The 17,339-nt window shown below is 70.5% G+C and carries 17 protein-coding genes and 2 pseudogenes; 6 read left to right on the forward strand and 13 right to left on the reverse strand.

Annotation, left to right across the window (positions count from 1 at the left end):
• Positions 1-4: 4 nt before the first annotated feature.
• Genes IE206_RS18110 through pqqA form a run of 6 tightly spaced genes read right to left on the reverse strand, consistent with a single transcriptional unit; the run spans position 5 to position 4,500 of the window.
• Entirely contained in the window at positions 5-1,219 is a 1,215-nt protein-coding gene (locus IE206_RS18110) for a glycoside hydrolase family 88/105 protein (protein WP_189963197.1), read from the reverse strand.
• A 58-nt stretch (positions 1,220-1,277) separates the two neighbouring features.
• Positions 1,278-2,390 (reverse strand): pyrroloquinoline quinone biosynthesis protein PqqE, encoded by a 1,113-nt coding sequence (pqqE, locus tag IE206_RS18115; RefSeq protein WP_189963198.1) that lies wholly within the window; start codon positions 2,388-2,390, stop codon positions 1,278-1,280.
• Entirely contained in the window at positions 2,387-2,701 is a 315-nt protein-coding gene (pqqD, locus tag IE206_RS18120; RefSeq protein WP_189963199.1) for a pyrroloquinoline quinone biosynthesis peptide chaperone PqqD, read from the reverse strand. Before pqqD ends, pqqE begins: the two co-directional genes overlap by 4 nt.
• Positions 2,698-3,360: a pyrroloquinoline-quinone synthase PqqC gene (gene pqqC, locus IE206_RS18125; protein ID WP_308433935.1), complete on the reverse strand. Its 663-nt coding sequence runs from the start codon at positions 3,358-3,360 to the stop codon at positions 2,698-2,700. The genes pqqD and pqqC overlap by 4 nt, the downstream gene beginning before the upstream one ends.
• Positions 3,361-3,413: 53 nt before the next feature.
• Positions 3,414-4,370, reverse strand: coding sequence for a pyrroloquinoline quinone biosynthesis protein PqqB (pqqB, locus tag IE206_RS18130; protein ID WP_189963201.1), 957 nt, complete (start codon positions 4,368-4,370; stop codon positions 3,414-3,416).
• Positions 4,371-4,380: 10 nt separating this feature from the next.
• Positions 4,381-4,500, reverse strand: coding sequence for a pyrroloquinoline quinone precursor peptide PqqA (pqqA, locus tag IE206_RS18135; protein WP_189963202.1), 120 nt, complete (start codon positions 4,498-4,500; stop codon positions 4,381-4,383).
• Between the two features lie 350 nt (positions 4,501-4,850).
• Between pqqA and IE206_RS18140 the strand changes: the two genes are divergently transcribed.
• The 4 genes and pseudogenes from IE206_RS18140 to IE206_RS18155 all read left to right on the forward strand — a co-directional run bounded on the left by IE206_RS18140 (position 4,851) and on the right by IE206_RS18155 (position 8,580).
• Positions 4,851-5,687: an aldo/keto reductase gene (locus IE206_RS18140; protein WP_189963203.1), complete on the forward strand. Its 837-nt coding sequence runs from the start codon at positions 4,851-4,853 to the stop codon at positions 5,685-5,687.
• A 237-nt stretch (positions 5,688-5,924) separates the two neighbouring features.
• On the forward strand, positions 5,925-7,307 hold the full coding sequence (locus IE206_RS18145) for a S53 family peptidase (RefSeq protein ID WP_189963204.1): 1,383 nt from the start codon (positions 5,925-5,927) through the stop codon (positions 7,305-7,307).
• Between the two features lie 81 nt (positions 7,308-7,388).
• Positions 7,389-7,858: pseudogene (locus tag IE206_RS18150) on the forward strand (RICIN domain-containing protein).
• A gap of 23 nt (positions 7,859-7,881) precedes the next feature.
• Positions 7,882-8,580 (forward strand): hypothetical protein, encoded by a 699-nt coding sequence (locus IE206_RS18155; protein ID WP_226599707.1) that lies wholly within the window; start codon positions 7,882-7,884, stop codon positions 8,578-8,580.
• Positions 8,581-8,617: 37 nt separating this feature from the next.
• Here the strand turns inward: IE206_RS18155 and IE206_RS18160 are convergent, their stop codons facing one another.
• Together IE206_RS18160 and IE206_RS18165 are read right to left on the reverse strand one after the other, a co-directional pair.
• Positions 8,618-9,688: a S1 family peptidase gene (locus tag IE206_RS18160; protein ID WP_444545509.1), complete on the reverse strand. Its 1,071-nt coding sequence runs from the start codon at positions 9,686-9,688 to the stop codon at positions 8,618-8,620.
• 371 nt (positions 9,689-10,059) lie between these two features.
• The gene (locus tag IE206_RS18165) at positions 10,060-11,001 is read right to left on the reverse strand and encodes an AraC family transcriptional regulator (protein WP_189963206.1); all 942 of its coding nucleotides are present in this window, start codon (positions 10,999-11,001) and stop codon (positions 10,060-10,062) included.
• A 106-nt stretch (positions 11,002-11,107) separates the two neighbouring features.
• Here IE206_RS18165 and IE206_RS18170 point away from each other — a divergent pair, with 106 nt between their 5' ends.
• Entirely contained in the window at positions 11,108-11,971 is an 864-nt protein-coding gene (locus tag IE206_RS18170; RefSeq protein ID WP_189963207.1) for an NmrA family NAD(P)-binding protein, read from the forward strand.
• A gap of 138 nt (positions 11,972-12,109) precedes the next feature.
• Here IE206_RS18170 and IE206_RS18175 read toward each other — a convergent pair whose 3' ends face one another.
• The 3 genes from IE206_RS18175 to IE206_RS18185 all read right to left on the reverse strand — a co-directional run bounded on the left by IE206_RS18175 (position 12,110) and on the right by IE206_RS18185 (position 13,719).
• The gene (locus IE206_RS18175; RefSeq protein WP_189963208.1) at positions 12,110-12,508 is read right to left on the reverse strand and encodes a hypothetical protein; all 399 of its coding nucleotides are present in this window, start codon (positions 12,506-12,508) and stop codon (positions 12,110-12,112) included.
• Positions 12,509-12,653: 145 nt separating this feature from the next.
• Entirely contained in the window at positions 12,654-13,385 is a 732-nt protein-coding gene (locus tag IE206_RS18180; RefSeq protein WP_189963209.1) for a class I SAM-dependent methyltransferase, read from the reverse strand.
• Positions 13,386-13,407: 22 nt separating this feature from the next.
• Complete coding sequence (locus IE206_RS18185) at positions 13,408-13,719, reverse strand: 4a-hydroxytetrahydrobiopterin dehydratase (RefSeq protein WP_189963210.1); 312 nt, start codon at positions 13,717-13,719, stop codon at positions 13,408-13,410.
• A gap of 80 nt (positions 13,720-13,799) precedes the next feature.
• Between IE206_RS18185 and IE206_RS18190 the strand changes: the two genes are divergently transcribed.
• Positions 13,800-14,795 carry an NAD-dependent epimerase/dehydratase family protein gene (locus IE206_RS18190; protein WP_189963211.1) on the forward strand — a complete coding sequence of 332 codons (996 nt, stop codon included), beginning with the start codon at positions 13,800-13,802 and terminating at the stop codon, positions 14,793-14,795.
• Between the two features lie 172 nt (positions 14,796-14,967).
• Here the strand turns inward: IE206_RS18190 and IE206_RS18195 are convergent, their stop codons facing one another.
• Both IE206_RS18195 and IE206_RS18200 read right to left on the reverse strand, forming a co-directional pair.
• Positions 14,968-16,080 (reverse strand): sensor histidine kinase, encoded by a 1,113-nt coding sequence (locus IE206_RS18195; protein ID WP_189963212.1) that lies wholly within the window; start codon positions 16,078-16,080, stop codon positions 14,968-14,970.
• A 337-nt stretch (positions 16,081-16,417) separates the two neighbouring features.
• A pseudogene (locus IE206_RS18200) lies at positions 16,418-17,134 on the reverse strand (response regulator transcription factor); the annotation flags it as partial.
• Positions 17,135-17,339: the final 205 nt, after the last annotated feature.

Consider the following 17,339-nt stretch of genomic DNA (forward strand, 5'->3'; position numbering starts at 1 on the left):
TGAGTCACCTCGGCCTGAGCTGTTCATTCATGATCAGGAAGGCGCCCAGGCCGTGGAAGTCGTTGGCTGCCCGGGTGCGCCCGACGTAGTAGGAGTAGTCGCCGACGTTGGTGCCGATGGAGATGTCGGTGAGACTGGTCCTGCCGTCCGAGCCCAGCGAGATCTTGGCGAGCACACCTTGGTAGCCGCGTTGAGCGACGGCCTCGAAGTGCTGGTCGATGTAGCCCTGTTGGACGGACCGGTCGAGGGCGTAGGTGAACATGCTGGAGCAGGAGGTCTCGGTCCAGTTGTCGGACTTGGCCCCCTTGTCGACGACCTGGAACCAGCGGCCGGTCTTCGGGTCCTGGTAGTGCTCAAGACCGCTCGCCAAGTTCCGCAGGTGGGTGAGGAGTTGTGCACGGCGCGGGTGATTTGCGGGGATGGCGTCCAGGACGTTGACGACGGCCATCGAGTACCAGCCGATGGCCCGGCACCAGTGTTCGGGGGCGAGCCCGGTGGTGGGGTCGGCCCAGCTCTGGGTGCGTGACTCGTCGTACGCGTGCTTGAGCAGTCCGTTGCCCACCTGCAAGTGGCTCCCGTAGACGGCGAGTTGCTTGGCCGCCTCGTCATTGGTGTACGCCGAGTCGTTGAACTCCTTGCCGTACTCGACGAGGAACGGGTTGACCATGTAGACACCGTCCGCCCAGAGTTGATGGGCCCGGCTGCTGGAGTCGGCGTGCCAGAATCCGCCGTCGGATGTGCGCGGGTAGGTGTTCAGCCGGTTGCGGATCTTCTGTGCGGCGATCCGGTAGCGGTCCTGCCCGGTCTCGTGGTGCAGGATGACCAGGAGCCGCCCGGCCTGCATGCTGTCGAGACTGTTGAAGCCCTGTTGGATGCCGCCCTTGCTGTCGACGAACCGGTCGACGTAGCTCTTGATGAAGGACAGCAACTTGGCGTCGTGGGTGCGCTGGTAGACCTCGTACTGGCCGTAGAGATACAGGCCGACCGGGTATGACCAGCCACCGATGGACATCGGGGTGAAGCGGGCCAGCGTCGACCTGGTCATGGCGACGGACCAGTCGGTGGCCTTCGGGTCCCGGGGCTGCGATGCGGTCGCGGGGGCGGTGGCCCCGAGGGTGAGACCGGCGACGGTGAGGAGTGCGGCGAGCAGGGTGCCCAGGCGCTTGCGGGGGCGGCGCTTTCGGGTGGTGTGCCACGGACGGGCCGTAGTCCTGGTCATGGTCACCTCAATTTCCTCAGGGGGAGGTGCGGGCGTGGTATCGGGGGCGGGCTCGTGTTCAGACTCGGTCGCCGCGGCCGGCGGCCGTGCGGAAGGACCGGGGTACGGCTGGGCTCGGGGCGCCGAGAGCGCTCTCGGAGACGATGCCGCGCAGGAGTGGGTGGTCAGGGGCAAGGTGGCAGGCCGGGTCGGGGCGGGCCGCGTCGCCGGTGAGGGCGTACGCCTGGCAGCGGCAGCCCCCGAAGTCGATGTCCCGGCGTTCGCAGGAGCGGCAGGGGTCGGCCATCCAGCCGGTGCCGCGATAGGCGTTGAAGGCGGGCGACTCACGCCAGATCCACTCCAGAGAACGCTCTCGCACGTTGGGCGGATCGAGCCCGGGCATCGCGGCGGCCGCCGGGCACGGCAGTGCGGTGCCGTCCGGAGCAACGGTCAGCGAGACCGCGCCCCAGCCGCCCATGCAGGGTTTCGCCGTGCCGTCGAAGTAGTCGGGCACCACCCACACGAGTTCGGTACGCCCGGCGAGCCTCGTCTTCCACGCCTCGACAGACTCCCGCGCACGCGTCAACTGGCTGCGGGAAGGCAGGAGTTGCTTCCTGTTGAGCAGAGCCCATCCGTAGAACTGGGTGTTGGCGAGCTCGATGCGGTCGGCTCCCCAGTCGAGGCCCAGGCCGACGATCGCATCCAGCACGTCGAGGTTGTCGCGGTGCAGGACGACATTGAGGCCCAGTGGCAGCCCTGCCTCGCGGACGACGGCGGCGGCCCGCGCCTTGTCGGCGAACGAGCGGCGGCGCCCGGCGATCCGGTCCGACGCCTGCGGGTCGGCATGCTGCACGGACAGCTGTACGGAACGCAGCCCGGCGTCGACGAGTGCGCCGAGGCGGGCCGCGTCCAGGCCGATGCCGCTGGTGACCAACTGGGTGTGAATGCCGGCCGTGTCGGCAGCCGCGACGATCTGCGGCAGGTCGGGCCTCAGCAGCGGTTCGCCGCCCGAGATGTGGGTCTGGACGACCCCCAGCTCACCTGCTTGGCACATCACTCGGCACCAGGAGCCGGTGTCGAGCTCACCGCTGCGGCGGACCAATTCCAACGGATTGGAACAGTACGCACAGTGCAGCGGGCAGCCGTGGGTCAGCTCGGCGAGCAGCGCCCAGGGTGGTTCGACGGGGGTCATCGCAACCAGCCCTCCTCACGCAACCTGCCGAGAAACAAAGGGACTTCGACGGCGACGGGCGCCTTGGGATGGCGCGCGGCCAGCTCCTCGACGATCCCCCGCACATCGCGCGCACCGTCGCAGAGCCGGACGATGCTCCCCGCCGGACCGTGCAGCACCACCACCCGCTCGGGCAGCACGAGCAGATCGGCTCCCCGCACCCGGTCGTGCCGCAGCAGCACATGCCGGGCGAGCGCGGGGCGCCAGGAGGGGTCGGGGTCGGGCACCGAGGCGGCCGGCGGGTGGGAACCCGGGGTGTGGGTGAGAGTCATCCGGCTCCCCCTGTCTCCCCGCGCCCGCCCAGCTCCACCGCGTCGAGCAGTGACCACAGCACGTCGCACTTGAAGGCGAGGGCGGCCACGCAGCGTTCTTGTTCCGCCCGGGTGCGGGTCCAGCCGCTGACCAGGAGCAGGGCCTCGGCACTGTCGCGGCTGCCCTGTTCCATACGGGTGCGGAAGTACTCCAGGCCGCCGGGCTCGATCCAGTCGTAATGGTCCCGGAAGGCGTCGATGCGGGTGCGCATGATGCCGGGTGCGGAGAGTTCCGTGAGCGAGGCGGCGACCGCGTCCAGGGCCGGGTTGAGCCGGCAGAAGTTGACATAGCCGTCGACGGCGAGGCGGACGCCGGGCAGGACCTCGGCGCCGGACCACATGCGTTCGCGGGTGATTCCGGCGGCCTCGCCGAGCCGGAGCCAGCGTTCGATGCCGCCCGTGCCGTGGGTCGGTCCGTCGTGGTCCTGGATGCGGCGCAGCCACATCCGGCGCAGGTGCGGCTCGTCGAACTTGGCGAGGATGTGGGCATCCTTGACGGGGATGTTCCGCTGGTACTGGAAGCGGTTCAGGATCCAGCGCCGCAGTTCCTCGCGGTCGAGGTCACCCTTGTGCATACGGACGTTGAAGGGGTGCCGGTCGTGGTAGCGATGCTCGACCACGGCACGTAGCTTCCGCTCGAACTCGCTGTCCGTCCACGGACGTTGAGGATCGCTCACAGTTCGATCACCATCCGCTCCGCGGCGACTTCCAGACCGCGCTCGGCGAGCCGTGCGTGCTGGGCGGCCGCGGGGTCGTTGAGGGGGTTGGTGTTGTTGAGGTGGGTGTAGAGGCAGCGGCCGGGGAGTGCGGTGAGGCGGCGGGAGGTGCCGTGCGGTCCGGCGATCGGCAGATGTCCCGTCGCGGTCGCCGTGCGGGTCGAGATCCCGCTGCGTACGGGCTCGTCGTCGTCCCAGAACGTGCCGTCAACGATGACGACGTCGGCGCTCCGTACCGCTTCGTCGAGCGCGTCGGACCAGGTGGCGATCGCAGGGGCGTAGACGGCCGTGGCGCCGGTGGCCGGTTCGTACAGCCGGAGCGCGACCGACCAGATGGGGTCGCCGGGTCCGGGGCCGGCCGCGTAACGGGGTCGTTTGGCGGAGACGGGGATGGCGCCGACCTGGATGGCGCCGGGGGCTGAGAGCGCGTTCAGCCGGCCGGCCGGCTCACGGCACCCCGTCGCCGCGGCCGCCGACAGCGCTTCCGGCTTCTCGCTCAGCTCGCGCCATTCGATGGCCGTGTAGGGACTGAGCACATCCCCGAGCCGTAGTCGGCCGAGGAGTGCGTCCCGTACGGGTGCGGTGGCCCGGACCACGAGGCCGTCCGCCTCGCGGAGCCGCGCGATGCCGAGGGTGTGGTCGAGTTCGGCGTCCGTGAGGATCACTCCGGCGACCGGGGTCTCGCGCGATCCGGGGTCCGGCAGCAGCGCGGGGACGGATTCGATCTGGTCCGCGATGTCGGGACCGGCGTTGACGATGTGCCAGCGGGATCCGGGGCCGCCCGACCTCACAGCGAGGGAGGCGTGCCGGCGGCGGCGCCCCGGGTGGGCGCGCGCCCCGGCACAGCCGGGACACGCGCAGTTCCACTGCGGGACCCCGCCACCCGCCGCGGTGCCGAGCACCTGCAGCAGCATGGCGCGGCGCCTACCGGTCGGCGTGGAAGTAGCCGGTGACTTCGAGTGCGGTCTCGACGACCGTGTACTCGGGGGCCTCCCAGGCCGCGACGGGCGCCGTTTCCTCCGATGTTTCCCGCGTGTCCTTCATGGGGTGTACCTGCCTTCCTGAGAGGTGGGGTTCAGGAGTGAACGGCGTGTGGCGCACCCATGAGCAGTTGGCTGAGCTGAGCCGACCTGGCGTTCATATGAGTGTCTGCCGTTCAGTTATGTGCCATAGCGTCGCGTCTTGTCGGGGCATGGTCAATGGTTCGGACCGAGAAGGTCGGAGCTGTATCGGCCATTCATCTTGAGCCGCGCATCCCGCGCTCCTGAACCGTGAGTCAGGAGCGGTACTGAACCGCAGGTCAGGTGCGATCGAGTGGGCGCGTTGGGAATGCGTTGCTCCACTCGTTCGTTGACCATGGCAGTACCAACCGACGACGTAAGGATCGACCGCTCGTGAGCAAGGTCCCCTCCATCCCCCTCAACAACGGCGTCGAGATGCCGCAGCTCGGTTTCGGTGTCTGGCAGGTGCCGGACGACGAGGCCACGAAGGCGGTCGCCACCGCCATCGAGTCCGGGTACCGGAGCATCGACACGGCCGCGATCTACGACAACGAGCGGGGCACCGGCAAGGCCGTCGCGGCCTCGGGGGTCGCCCGCGAAGACCTCTTCGTCACGACGAAGCTCTGGAACTCGGAGCAGGGGTACGACTCGACCCTGCGGGCGTTCGACACCTCGCTCGACAAGCTGGGCCTGGACTACGTCGACCTGTACCTGATCCACTGGCCGGTGCCGGCGAAGGACGCGTACGTCGACACGTACGCGGCGTTCGAGAAGATCTACGCGGACGGCCGGGCCAAGGCGATCGGCGTCTCCAACTTCCAGCCGGTGCACCTGGAGCGGCTGCTCGGCGAGACCTCGGTGGTCCCGGCCGTCAACCAGATCGAGCTGCACCCGCAGCTGGCCCAGGCCGAGTCGCGCGCGCTGCACGCCAAGCACTCCATCGCGACCGAGGCCTGGTCGCCGCTCGGTTCGGGCCGGGGGCTCCTGGAGGTTCCCACCGTGGTCGCGATCGCGCAGAAGCACGGCCGCACCGCGGCCCAGGTGGTGCTGCGCTGGCACCTCCAGATCGGCAACGTCGTGATCCCGAAGTCCGTGACGCCGTCGCGGATCAAGGAGAACATCGACGTCTTCGACTTCGAGCTCGACACGGACGACCTGGCCGCGCTCGCCGCCCTCGACGAGGGCAAGCGCCTGGGGCCGAACCCGGCGGAGTTCAACCTCGGCGCCTGATCGCACACACTGACCAGCGCCTGAAGAAAGGGGCGCCGTCCGACCGGGTCGGGCGGCGCCCCTTTTGTCGCTTATTGACTTTGGTTGGTCAGGTACCAACCAAGAATGTTCATTCAAGTGCACCACCCAGGCAAAGCGTTCGACATCAAGCGACAAATCCTCTTGTCCTGCCCATGACCTTCCCGATGGGATCGCGAAGACCGCCCCGCGCGGCTTCACCCCACTCAGGGAGCATTCATGCGCATAGCCCGCCCCCGGACTCGTACCGCAGCAGCGACAGTCGGGGCCACCGCCCTTGCCGCCGCCGCGGTGATAGCCACCCCGCTGTCCGGGTCCGCCACCGCCGCACCTGCCGTCCCGCAGGTAAAGCCCGTCCCGGCCATCACCGGGCAGCACCTCGCCCACTCGACCAGCGGGCCGCTCAGCACCGAGCAGTGCCAGGCCAAGTGGAAGATCGCCTGCTACGGACCGCTGCAGTACCGCCAGGCGTACAACCTGAACCCGCTCTACAAGGCGGGCATCACCGGCAAGGGCCGCACGATCGTGATCGTGGACTCCTTCGGCTCGCCGACGATCCAGCACGACCTGGACGTGTACAGCAAGCAGTACGGCATTCCCAGCAGCAAGGTCGACGTGGTCAAGTGGGGCAACGTTCCCAAGTGGGACCCCAAGAACAAGGACATGACCGGCTGGGCCGGTGAGTCCACGCTCGACGTCGAGATGGCGCACGCCGTCGCGCCGGACGCGAAGATCATCCTGGTCGAGACCGCGGTCGCCGAGACCGAGGGCGTCACCGGACTGCCCGAGATGATGGACGCCGAGAAGCACCTCATCGACCACGGCATCGGCGATGCCATCACCCAGAGCTTCGGCGCCACGGAGAACACCTTCCCGGGCTTCGACAAGGGTGACTTCTCCAGCATCAAGAACCTGCGGTACGCGTTCAAGGACGCGGCGGCCCACGGGGTGACCGTGCTCGCCTCCTCCGGTGACGGCGGCGCCACCGACAACACCGCGGACGGCAGCGGCTACTACAAGGAGCGCGTCAACTCCTGGCCCTCGTCCGACCCGCTGGTCACGTCGATCGGCGGCACCCAGCTGCACCTCGACGACAAGGGCAACCGCCTCAGCCCCGAGAGCGTGTACAACGACAACGGCTCGGGCGGCGGCGGTCAGTCGCACGTCTTCGAGCGCCCGTCCTTCCAGAACGGCGTGCGCGGCATCGTCGGCAACCGCCGCGGCACCCCGGACATCTCGATGGCCGCCGCGGTCAACGGCGGGGCCTGGGTGTACTCCAGCTACGACCCGACCGCCGTGGGCTGGGACGTGTCCGGCGGTACGAGCGAGGCGAGCCCGCTGTTCTCCGGCATCGTCGCCCTCGCCGACCAGGCCGCAGGCCACCGCCTCGGCAACATCAACGACGCGCTGTACTCGCTGTACAAGCACCAGGGCTACAAGCCGAGCAGCGGTCTCGTGGACGTCAACGACGGCACGAACAACAGCTACCAGGGCGTCACCGGCTACACCGCGGTGAACGGCTACGACATGGCGACCGGCATCGGCACCATCGACGCGGCCCACTTCGTGACCGCGCTGGCCCGCGAGAGCCGCCACCACTGACGGCACCGCACTGTCGCGTGACGATGCCGCCGCCCGGTTCCTCCGGGCGGCGGCGTTGTCATGACCGTATCCTTCGAGATCATGAACGACACCCAGAACCCCGCCCTGCCCGAAGGCCGCTACCTCGTACGCAATGTGGCCAGCGGGCTGCTCCTGGAGGTGTACGGGGGCGCCAAGGGCAGCGGAGCCAATGTGCAGCAGGGCAAGGAGAGCGGTTCCACGGCGCAGCAGTGGCACATCTCCCCCGTGCACAGCGGCGGCGGGCTCTACCATCTGGTGAACGTCAACAGCGGCAAGCGGCTCGACGTCGCCAACGCCTCCACCGAGAACGGCGCCAACGTCCAGCAGTGGAAGGCCAACAATTTCGGCGCCCAGGAGTGGCTCGTGGAACGGCACTTGGACGTGCCCGGCCGCGTCACTCTGGTCAGTTACATCAGCGGTCTGCTCCTGGAAGTCGCGGGCGGTTCCGCCGAGGACGGTGCGAACGTGCAGCAGTGGAGGACACCGACTCCCCTGGGCAGTGGTGGGAGTTGGAGCCGGTAGTCGGCTGAGCGGCTCGAGGAAAGGTACGAAAGTGAACCGGAGGAATGGGCCGGACCGGCGGGCCGTGCTGCTGGGCCTGGCGCTGGCCGCGCCGGTCGTGGCGGCGGGCTGCGGCTCGGGCCACGGCAAGAAGTCCGCGTCGAAGGGTTCCTCCTCGGCGGGCCCGGCCCCGTCCGACCCCGGGCGTGACACCACGGTCATGATCATCAGGCATGGCGAGAAACCCGGCTCCGGTGATCCCGGGTTCGACGAAGCCGGCAAGCAGGACAAGAAGTCGCTGACCGAGCGCGGCTGGGAGCGCTCTCGCGCGCTGCCCCGGCTCTTCCTCCCCAACGGCGTTGGCTCTCATGCCAGTTCCGGCTCGGCGCCGCTCCCCCGCCCCGCCACCCTCTACGCGGCGGCCGACCAGGGACCGGACGCCGGTGCGCACCGGATGCGGCAGACCGTGACGCCGCTCGCCAAGGCTCTCCACGTGCCGGTGAACACCGAGTTCGCCGAGGGCAGGGAAGAAGAGCTGGCCGCCGCAGCTCTCGCGGCGACGGCCCCGGTGCTCATCTGCTGGGAGCACTCCAGGATCCCGCCCATCGTCGAAGCGCTGGGCGCTTCCCGGGCCGGCGGAGTCCCTCAGGAGTGGCCCGACCGCTTCGACCTGGTGTGGGTCTTCACGCGCCGGGCCGGCACCTGGACGTTCCGGTCGGTGCCCCAGCACCTGCTGACGGGCGACGCCTGAGTCCCTGCCCGACCGGAACGTACTCGCAGGTCGTGCCTCAGCCGATCTGCGCTCCGTATGCCTGGAGCGCATCCGGTACGGGCTGGAAGAACGTCTCGCCGCCCGAGGAGCAGTCGCCGCTGCCGCCGGAGGTGAGGCCGAGCGCCGTGCTGCCGTCGAAGAGGGAGCCGCCGCTGTCGCCGGGCTCGGCGCAGACGGTGGTGTCGATCAGGCCGTCGACCTGGCCCTCCTGGTACGTCACGGTGGCGTTCAGGCCGGTGACCTGGCCTCCTTGGACCTGGGTGGTGGAGCCGCTGCGCTGGACCTGCTCGCCGACGGTGGCCTCGCCGGCACCGCTGATCGGCTGGGAGGACCCGTTGTACAGGTCGACCGCGCTCGGGTGGGCCACGTCGCTGGTGTAGCGGACGAGCGCGTAGTCGTGGCCGGGGAACGTGGAGGCCTCGGTGACCGCGATCTGTGAACCGCCCTGCTGGTCCGACCAACTGGAGACCGCGTTGCCGCAGTGCCCGGCGGTCAGGAAGTACGGCTGCCCGCCGACCGTGACGTTGAAGCCGAGCGAGCAGCGGGCGTTGCTGCCCCAGATCGCGTCGCCGCCCGCGATGAGCGGCTGGAAGCGTCCGGCCGTTCTCTTGAGGGTCACCGTGTCGCCGAGGCCTTGGACCACCTTGTTGAGCTGAGCGAGGCGGTCACCGGTGACGGTGCGGTCGGCCTTGACGACCATCGTGTTGCTGACCGGGTCCATCGACCATGAGGTGCCCGGTATGGACGCCCTGGCCTTCAACTCCTGTCGCGTTGCGTTGAGTTGGCTCAGAGAGTGCTTGACGGTGCGGGCTTCGGCTCCTGCCTTGCGGACGCTGTCGGCGGTCGCGCCGTCGACCACGTTCACGACGAGCTTCTTGCTCCGGGCGTCGTAGTACGAGCCTGCCGTGCGGCCCGCGAGAGTCGTGTCGATCCGGTGCGCCAGCTGCCCCGCCGTTGCGGCGGACTGCGGGGCGGCGGCCGGTGCGGGGGCTGCGTCGGCGCTCTGCATCGTCAGGGTCGCGCCGAGCGCCAGGGCTCCCGCCGCGGCGGTGGCCGCACGTCGGCCTGACATCCATCGCTGCTTCAACTCGAAACCTCCTGTGGGGGGTTGAGCCCGGCAACGGGTGTTCGCCGGGCCCGTCGGGCGCGATGACCAGGACGCGACGACCGGGATCCCGGCATGTGCCGGCGTCCGTGCCAACTCGCCGCGTCGAGTATCCGTACCCTCGGCAACCCGCAGCAAGCAACGAACTCGCCTGATACGTACGGGAGTTGGGGGCACTTGAGAGTGAGTAGGGGTGGTACGCGAAGGAATGCGAGCCGGTCGTGAAGGAACCGGAGCGGTTCGTAAGAGGGTTGAGGCGGTGTGGGACCGGTGAGGCAGTGGTTGGATCACTCCTGCCGCATGTCCCGATGGCCGGCCAGGATGAATTCGGCGGTGCGAGGCCGGCCGGACGTTCAGCCGGTTGGGCCCAGAGCCCGGTGTTCCTGTGGGCTGATGCCGCGGACGCGTTTGAAGGCGGCGCTCAGTGCGAACGCCCCGCCGTAGCCGACCTGGCGGGCGATGGCCTCGATGGTGGCGTCCGTCTCGCGCAGGCGGTCGGCGGCCAGGGCCAGGCGCCAGCCGGTCAGGTACGCCATCGGCGGCTCCCCCACGAGCTCGGTGAAGCGGCGCGCGAATCCCGCTCGGGACACCCCGCACTTCGCGGCGAGCGACGCCACCGTCCAGGGGTGCGCGGGGCTGTTCTGCAGCAACCGCAGCCCAGGTCCGACCACCGGATCACCCATCGCCCGGTACCAGGCGGGCGCGTCCGCGCCGGGTCGCGAGAACCACGAGCGCAGCACCGCGATGAGCAGCAGATCGAGCAGCCGGTCCAGGACGACGCTCTGGCCGGGCTCGTCGCGGGAGATCTCGTCGTCGAGCAGCGGCATGAGCGAGCAGTTCCACTCCCGCGCGGTCAGATGCACCACCGGCGGCAGCGCGTCCAGCAGCCGCCCGCTGATCTCGCCCTCCATCAGATATGTGCCCACCAGCATGGTGGCCGAGCCGTCCGGGGCGTTGCCCCAGGTGCGTACGCCGAGGTCCATGAAGTCCGAGAGCGGTTCTCCGCGCAGCGTGGTGCAGGTCTCGCCGGGACCGATCAGGGCGAACGGCGCGAGCTCCGGTGCGTGCGTGACGGTGTACGGATCGGGGCCGCGCACCACGACGATGTCGCCGGGGTCGATGTGCACGGCCTCGCCGTGGTCGGGCACGATCCAGGCCTCGCCCGCCGTCATCGACATCAGGCAGATCGGCGCGCGGTCCTCGATCCGTACGGACCACGGGGGTTCCATCACCATGCGCAGCAGAAAGGCCCCTCTGGCCCGCGGTCCGTCGAGCAGTCCGGCGAGTGCGTCCATGGGGCCAGCGTAGAACGCGCCGGTCGGCACGAGGCGTAGACGAACGCGTATGGGGATTGGCCCCTGGCGCATGGAGAGTCCAGGGCGGTCCGGCGACGCTGGACGCATGACGAACACGACGCAAGACACGCAGCGGACAGACGAGTTGACACAGCGGACGGTCCTGGTGACCAGCGGCACGGGGAAGACGGGGCACCGGGTGGTCGAGCGGCTGACCGCTCGCGGGGTGCCGGTCCGGTCGGGGTCGCGGACCGGTGAGGTCCGCTTCGACTGGGCGGACGACTCCACATGGGGCGCCGCACTATGTGGCGCGCACTCCGCGTATGTGGCCTACTACCCCGACCTCGCGGCGCCGGGCGCGGTGGACGCGATGCGCCGGTTCGGCCGGCTCGCGGCGGCGAACGGAGTGCGCCGGGTCGTGCTGCTCTCGGGCCGGGGCGAGCCGGAGGCGGCCCGCGCCGAGAGCGCTCTGCGTGAGGCGTGCCCGGACGTCACCGTGGTCCGCGCCGCGTTCTTCGCGCAGAACTTCAGCGAGGGCGCGATGGTCGAGGGCGTCCTTGCGGGGACGGTGGCCTTCCCGGCCGGAGACACCGCCGAACCCTGGGTCGACGCCGACGACCTGGCCGACGTGGTGGTCGCCGCCCTCACCGAGGACGGCCACGCAGGGCAGACGTACGAGCTGACGGGCCCGCGCCTGCTCACCTTCGCGGAGGTCACCGCCCAGCTCTCCCGCGCGACCGGCCGCGAGATCCGCTATGTGCCGGTGTCGGGCGCCGAGTACGCGGAGTTGCTCACCCGGTACGGCCTGCCCGCGCCGGACGCCGAGTGGCTGGCCGGGCTGTTCGGCATGCTGCTCGACGGCCACAACGCGTCCACGACGGACGGTGTGAAGCGCGTTCTGGGCCGCGAGCCCCGCGACTTCGCCGACTTCGCGAGTCGGGCGGCAGCGGCGGGCGACTGGCACGTATGACCCCGCCGGGCTCGGCGCCGGCGGGGCGGACGGGGGTCGGCCCGCCCGCGTCGAGCTGCGGGTTCGGTCAAACGGTGACCCCCGAGGAGAGGCGCTCTCATCGGGGGTCACCGGAAACGGCCAGCGAAGCCTCTGTGGTCAGAGGAGCTTCTGCGGGGCCTGGTACTGGTCGACGGGCGCGACGTTGCAGGCCGCCTTCGGGCCGCCGAGCAGGTGCCCGCCGATGCCCTCGCCCTCCGGCAGCGGCACCAGGCAGCGACCGTCGATGTTGATGAGCGGGGCACCGTAGGTGTTGAGGATGCCGCCCGAGTCACCGGCGATCGCGGTGTTGCCGTTGCGGGTTCCGAAGTCCGTGGCACCGCTGCCCATGCCACTCATCGTCGGGCCCGACCCCGCACGGGCAGCACGGATGCTGTCGTGCGCGTTGGTGGTGCTGTTCTCGGCCTCGGGACCGTTGGTGTGCGCCGACGCTGGTGCCGCGACAGCCATCATGGCGGCGGTGGCGAAAGCCGCGCCTGCCAGAACCTTCTTGATCACAGTGGTGCTCCTGGTGTGGAGGTGGACTCAGCGTGAGGGGCCCGTTCACACATGGTGCCGCCCCACATGGGTACAGAACTGCGCCCACCGCACGGAAGTTACTCTCTGTTACTCGTTCGGCCCAACGGTTGGCGCGAGAGCGCCCTCACTCCTTCCGCAGGGCGAGCAACCGGTACTCCGGGTCCGCCCGGGGCCGGTCCGGGTCCGGCAGGGCGGCGAGGGCGGCGGCCAGTTGTTCTGCGGGCGGCCCGGCCAGCGTGAACCAGGAGGCGAAACGGCCTCGCCGGACGGCGTCCGCGGCGGCGAGCGGGGTGCGGCCCTGGCCGTGTCCGGTGAAGCGGGCCTCGGCCACCGGGGTCAGGCCGTGCCGGGCGGCGTACGACTCGATCAGGTCGGCCCGGTCGGAGGGGATGCCGGTGCGGTGCGGGGTGAGCAGGGCGTCGATGTCGGAGCCGACGTCGTGCGCGGCGTCCTTGTCCACGGTGGTGATGAACACTCCGCCCGGCTTCAGTACGCGCGCCACCTCGGCCACGACGAACTGTGGCGCCATCCGGCCCAGGTGCAGCAGCCACACCGCGGTCACCGCATCCAACACCCCTGCCCGGAAAGGAAGTTGATTCACATCGGCGAGGACGATCCTGCGGCCGACGCGCTCGGTGGCGATGCTTGCCATGCCGTACGAGGCATCGGCCCCGAGGACGCGCAGGCCCGGCCGGTTCAGGCGCTGGGTGACCGAACCGGTGCCGCATCCTATGTCGAGCAGGGTGCGGGCGCTGTCGGGAACGAGTCCGAGGACGGCCTCGGCGGCGGCTTCGGCCCGGGGCACGCCGCCGCGCGTGGCATCGTAGCGGGCCGCCTCCGCGTTGTAATTCAGCACGCGGATCACTGTACGAGCGTGGTCACCCCGCGCCGTGGCCGGGGGCGATCTCCTCTACCCGGTGGGCGAGTTGGAAGTCCAGGGCGGTGAGGGCGCCGCCCGCGTCGTGCGTGTTCACGGACAGGGAGATCGTGTTGTAGCCGAGGGTGAGGTCGCTGTGGTGGCCGAGCTCCTCCTGGATCTGCGCCACATGGACCACCATGGCCGTCGCGGCGAAGTGGTTGACGAGCCGGAAGCTGCGGGAGATCCGGTCGTGGTCGTCCGAAAGCGACCAGCCGGGCAGCTCGCGCAACCGGTCCTCGATGTCCTTCTGCGACAGTGGCTCAACGGGCATGTCGAGATACTCCTTACGGGGTGGTGACATGGCGGGGTGGAGCGGTGACGCGGAGGCTCCACATCCGTAGCGTCTCCTCTATGCGAGTACTTGTCACGGGAGGCGCGGGCTTCATCGGCTCGCACATTGTCACAGCCCTTGCCGCACACGGCCATGAGCCGCTCGTCCTGGACCGGGCAGTCCGTCCGGGGGACGACGTCCGGGATCCGGACGTCGTCGCCGCGGCGCTGGTGGGGGTGGACGCGGTGTGCCACCAGGCGGCGATGGTCGGACTCGGCACCGGTTTCGCCGACGCCCCCGCCTATGTGAGCTGCAACGACCTCGGCACGGCGGTCCTGCTGACGGCGATGGCCGATGCGGGAGTGCGGGAACTGGTCCTCGCGGGGTCGATGGTGGTCTACGGCGAGGGCCGCTACGAATGCCCCGAGCACGGGGTCGTACGCCCGGGGCCCCGGCCGGCCGAGTGGCTCGACGCAGGGCGGTTCGAGCCCCCTTGCCCCTGCTGCGAGGCCGAGTTGAGCCCTGGCCTTGTCGCGGAGGACGCGCCGGTCGACCCGCGCAATGTGTACGCCACGACCAAACTGGCGCAGGAGCACCTGGCCGCGGCCTGGGCCCGGGCGACCGGCGGGCGGGCGGTGTCGCTGCGCTACCACAACGTGTACGGGCCGGGGATGCCCCGGGACACGCCCTATGCGGGGGTGGCCTCGTTCTTCCGCTCGTCGCTGGCGCGCGGCGAGGCGCCCCGCGTCTTCGAGGACGGCCGCCAGCGCCGGGACTTCGTGCACGTACGGGATGTGGCGGCGGCGAACGTGGTGGCGCTTGAAGCGCTCTCAAGCCGCCCGCCCGGCGCGCTCACCGCGTACAACACGGGCAGCGGGACCCCGCACACCGTGGGCGAGATGGCCCGGGCGCTGGCCTCGGCGCACGGGGGTCCCGCTCCTGTGGTGACGGGCGAGTACCGGCTCGGCGACGTACGCCACATCACGGCGGACTCGGCGCGGTTGCGCAGTGAACTTGGCTGGAAGCCGGTGGTGGGGTTCGCGGAGGGGATGGTGGAGTTCGCGGCGGCTGGGTAGGGCGGCCGCCGGTGTGTAGTGGGGGCCGAAGGTGCGGAGGGGGCGGGCTGCTTGCCTGCCTCCTCCGGTCCTCCGGCTTTCGGCTGCGGGCCGTCGGTGGCCGATCGCGCAGTTCCCCGCGCCCCCATGCGGCGCCTGCGCCGGAGCCACCGGCAGGGTGAGGCAGGGCCGTCTACGCCGGGGCGACCGGCAAGGTCAGTTCGAAGCGGCAGCCGCCTGCCACGTTGCGGACTTCCGCGCGGCCCGAGTGGGCTTCCACGATGCCTCGGACGATCGCGAGGCCGAGGCCCGCGCCGCCGGGCGGGGTGCGTGCCTCGGTGCCGCGCCAGCCGGTGTCGAAGACGCGGGGCAGGTCGTCCTCGGCGATGCCGCCGCAGCCGTCGGTGACGGAGAGCGTGACCGCGCCGTCCCGGTCCTCGGCGGCGACCGCGACCGTGCCGTCGGCCGGGGTGTGCCGGATGGCGTTGACCAGGAGGTTCGCGAGGACCCGGGTCATCTCCTTGCCGTCCACCTCGACGGGCACCGCGTCGACGCGCTCTCCGACGAGGCGTACCCCGTGTTCGCGGGCCAGCGGGTCCGCGCCCGCCAGCGCGTCGCCGATCAGGTCGTGGACGGACATGCGGGCAGGGTTGAGGGAGAGCGCTCCCGCGTGGATGCGGGAGAGTTCGAAGAGGTCGCCGACCATGGAGTTGAGGCGCTCGACCTCGGTTCTGATCTGGCGGAAGTAGCGGTCCGGGTCCTTGGCCATGCCGTCTTCGAGCGCCTCGGCCATCGCGCGGAGCCCGGCGAGCGGGGTGCGCAGGTCGTGCGAGATCCAGGCGACGAGTTCGCGCCGCGAGGTTTCCAGGGCCCGCTCCCGCTCGCGCGACTCGGTCAGCTTCGCGCTCGTGGCCGCCAACTCCCGGCTCAGCGCGGCGAGTTCGGCGGTGGCGGGCCCCGTGGGGGCGTCGAAGCTTCCACCGTCGCCGAACGAGCGGGCGGCCAGGGCGAGGCGGCGGCTGCTGGCTACGACCCTGCGGCCGAGCAGCAGCGCGGTGGCCAGTGAGGCGACCGCGGCCATGGCGACGACCACGGTCACCACCGTCAGGTCGTGGGAGTTCAGGAGCATGGCCCAGGCGACGGCGAGCGTGCCGGCCAGCATCGCGATGACCGCGACGGCCGCGACGACGGCCACGGACGCGGTGAGCGAACGGTGCCGCAGGAGGCGCAGAGCGAGCGCCCCACCGAGCCCGGCGGCCGCGGCGCCGAGGAAGGCGTACAGCGCGATGAGCAGCACGTCACCCATGGTCGCCTCCGCGGCGGACGACCGCGTCCGCGCCGGCGCTGCGAGGCTCGGCGTCGTACGGCTGGGCACCATGTGGCTGAGCACCATGTGGCCCTGGCCCATGTGGCCCTGGGCCATGTGGCCCTGGGCCATGTGGCCCTGGGCCATGTGGGTGGGCACCATGCGCCCCTGGCCCATGTGGCTGAGCACCATATGGCTCGGCACCATCCGGCTGGCGACCCGCCCCATGCAGCTCAGTCCCATGCAGCTCAGTCCCATGCAGCTCAGCCCCATGTGGTCGGCCCCCATATGGCTCAGCACCATGTGCTGCCACCCCCGCACCATGTGCCGCAGCAGCACTACCCTCCTCCGCCGCCCCCTCACTCTCCGCCTCGAACCGGTACCCCACCCCCCACACCGTACGAATCAGCACAGGCTTCGCCGGGTCCGTTTCGATCTTGCCGCGCAGGCGGCGGACGTGGACGGTCACCGTGGACAGGTCGCCGAACTCCCAGCCCCACACCTCGTGCATCAGGCGCTCGCGGGAAATGGCCTCGCCGGGGCGGGCCAGGAGGTAGGCCAGGAGGTCGAACTCCCTCAGCGTCAGGGCCAGTTCGCTGCCGTCCTTCGAGGCGGTGCGGGCGGCCGGGTCGAGGGCGATGCCCGAGCGGGACATGCGCGGGCCCGGGCGGGCGGTGGCGGTGCGGGCGCGGCGCAGCACGGATTCGACGCGGAGAACGAGTTCGCGCGGGCTGAAGGGCTTGGTCACATAGTCGTCCGCGCCTATCTCCAGGCCGAGGATGCGGTCGTCCTCGTCGCCCCGCGCGGTCAGCATGATCACCGGTATCGGGGCCGTGGCACGCAGTCGGCGGCACACCTCCAGGCCGTCCATGCCGGGCAGCATCAGGTCGAGTACCACCAGGTCGGGGCGGCGCTGCGTGGCCGCGCGCAGGGCGGAGGGGCCGTCGGCGGCGAGGTCGACGGTGTGGCCCGCGCGTTCCAGGTAGCCGGTGACGACCTCGGCGACGGTCGGATCGTCGTCGACGACCAGGATGCGGCTCTCGGTGCAGTGCATGGAATCCAGCGTCGCACCGCCCGGGGGCGTCCGTCTGCGCCGGGTGGGCCCCGGGCGGGCGATGTCCGCGTTTCGTAAGAACCTGATATCCGTTTTGTCTGGTTTGGATTCGTACGGTGAGGACGTGACTGAATCCCCCTCCGCTCCACCTCCCGCGTCCCAGTCCCAGTCCGAGTCCCAGTCCGAGTCCCCGTCTCCGCGACAG

This window comes from Streptomyces violascens, from assembly GCF_014649955.1.
Taxonomy (GTDB): domain Bacteria; phylum Actinomycetota; class Actinomycetes; order Streptomycetales; family Streptomycetaceae; genus Streptomyces; species Streptomyces violascens.

Excerpts from the sequence above, each read along its gene's own strand:
- pqqB (WP_189963201.1), bottom strand. The coding sequence starts at position 4,370 with ATGCTGCTGCAGGTGCTCGGCACCGCGGCGGGTGGCGGGGTCCCGCAG.
- IE206_RS18195 (WP_189963212.1), bottom strand. The coding sequence starts at position 16,080 with ATGGGTGACGTGCTGCTCATCGCGCTGTACGCCTTCCTCGGCGCCGCG.
- IE206_RS18145 (WP_189963204.1), top strand. The coding sequence starts at position 5,925 with ATGCGCATAGCCCGCCCCCGGACTCGTACCGCAGCAGCGACAGTCGGG.
- IE206_RS18190 (WP_189963211.1), top strand. The coding sequence starts at position 13,800 with ATGCGAGTACTTGTCACGGGAGGCGCGGGCTTCATCGGCTCGCACATT.
- pqqE (WP_189963198.1), bottom strand. The coding sequence starts at position 2,390 with ATGACCCCCGTCGAACCACCCTGGGCGCTGCTCGCCGAGCTGACCCAC.
- pqqA (WP_189963202.1), bottom strand. The coding sequence starts at position 4,500 with ATGAAGGACACGCGGGAAACATCGGAGGAAACGGCGCCCGTCGCGGCC.
- IE206_RS18165 (WP_189963206.1), bottom strand. The coding sequence starts at position 11,001 with ATGGACGCACTCGCCGGACTGCTCGACGGACCGCGGGCCAGAGGGGCC.
- IE206_RS18110 (WP_189963197.1), bottom strand. The coding sequence starts at position 1,219 with ATGACCAGGACTACGGCCCGTCCGTGGCACACCACCCGAAAGCGCCGC.
- IE206_RS18185 (WP_189963210.1), bottom strand. The coding sequence starts at position 13,719 with ATGCCCGTTGAGCCACTGTCGCAGAAGGACATCGAGGACCGGTTGCGC.
- IE206_RS18170 (WP_189963207.1), top strand. The coding sequence starts at position 11,108 with ATGACGAACACGACGCAAGACACGCAGCGGACAGACGAGTTGACACAG.
- pqqD (WP_189963199.1), bottom strand. The coding sequence starts at position 2,701 with ATGACTCTCACCCACACCCCGGGTTCCCACCCGCCGGCCGCCTCGGTG.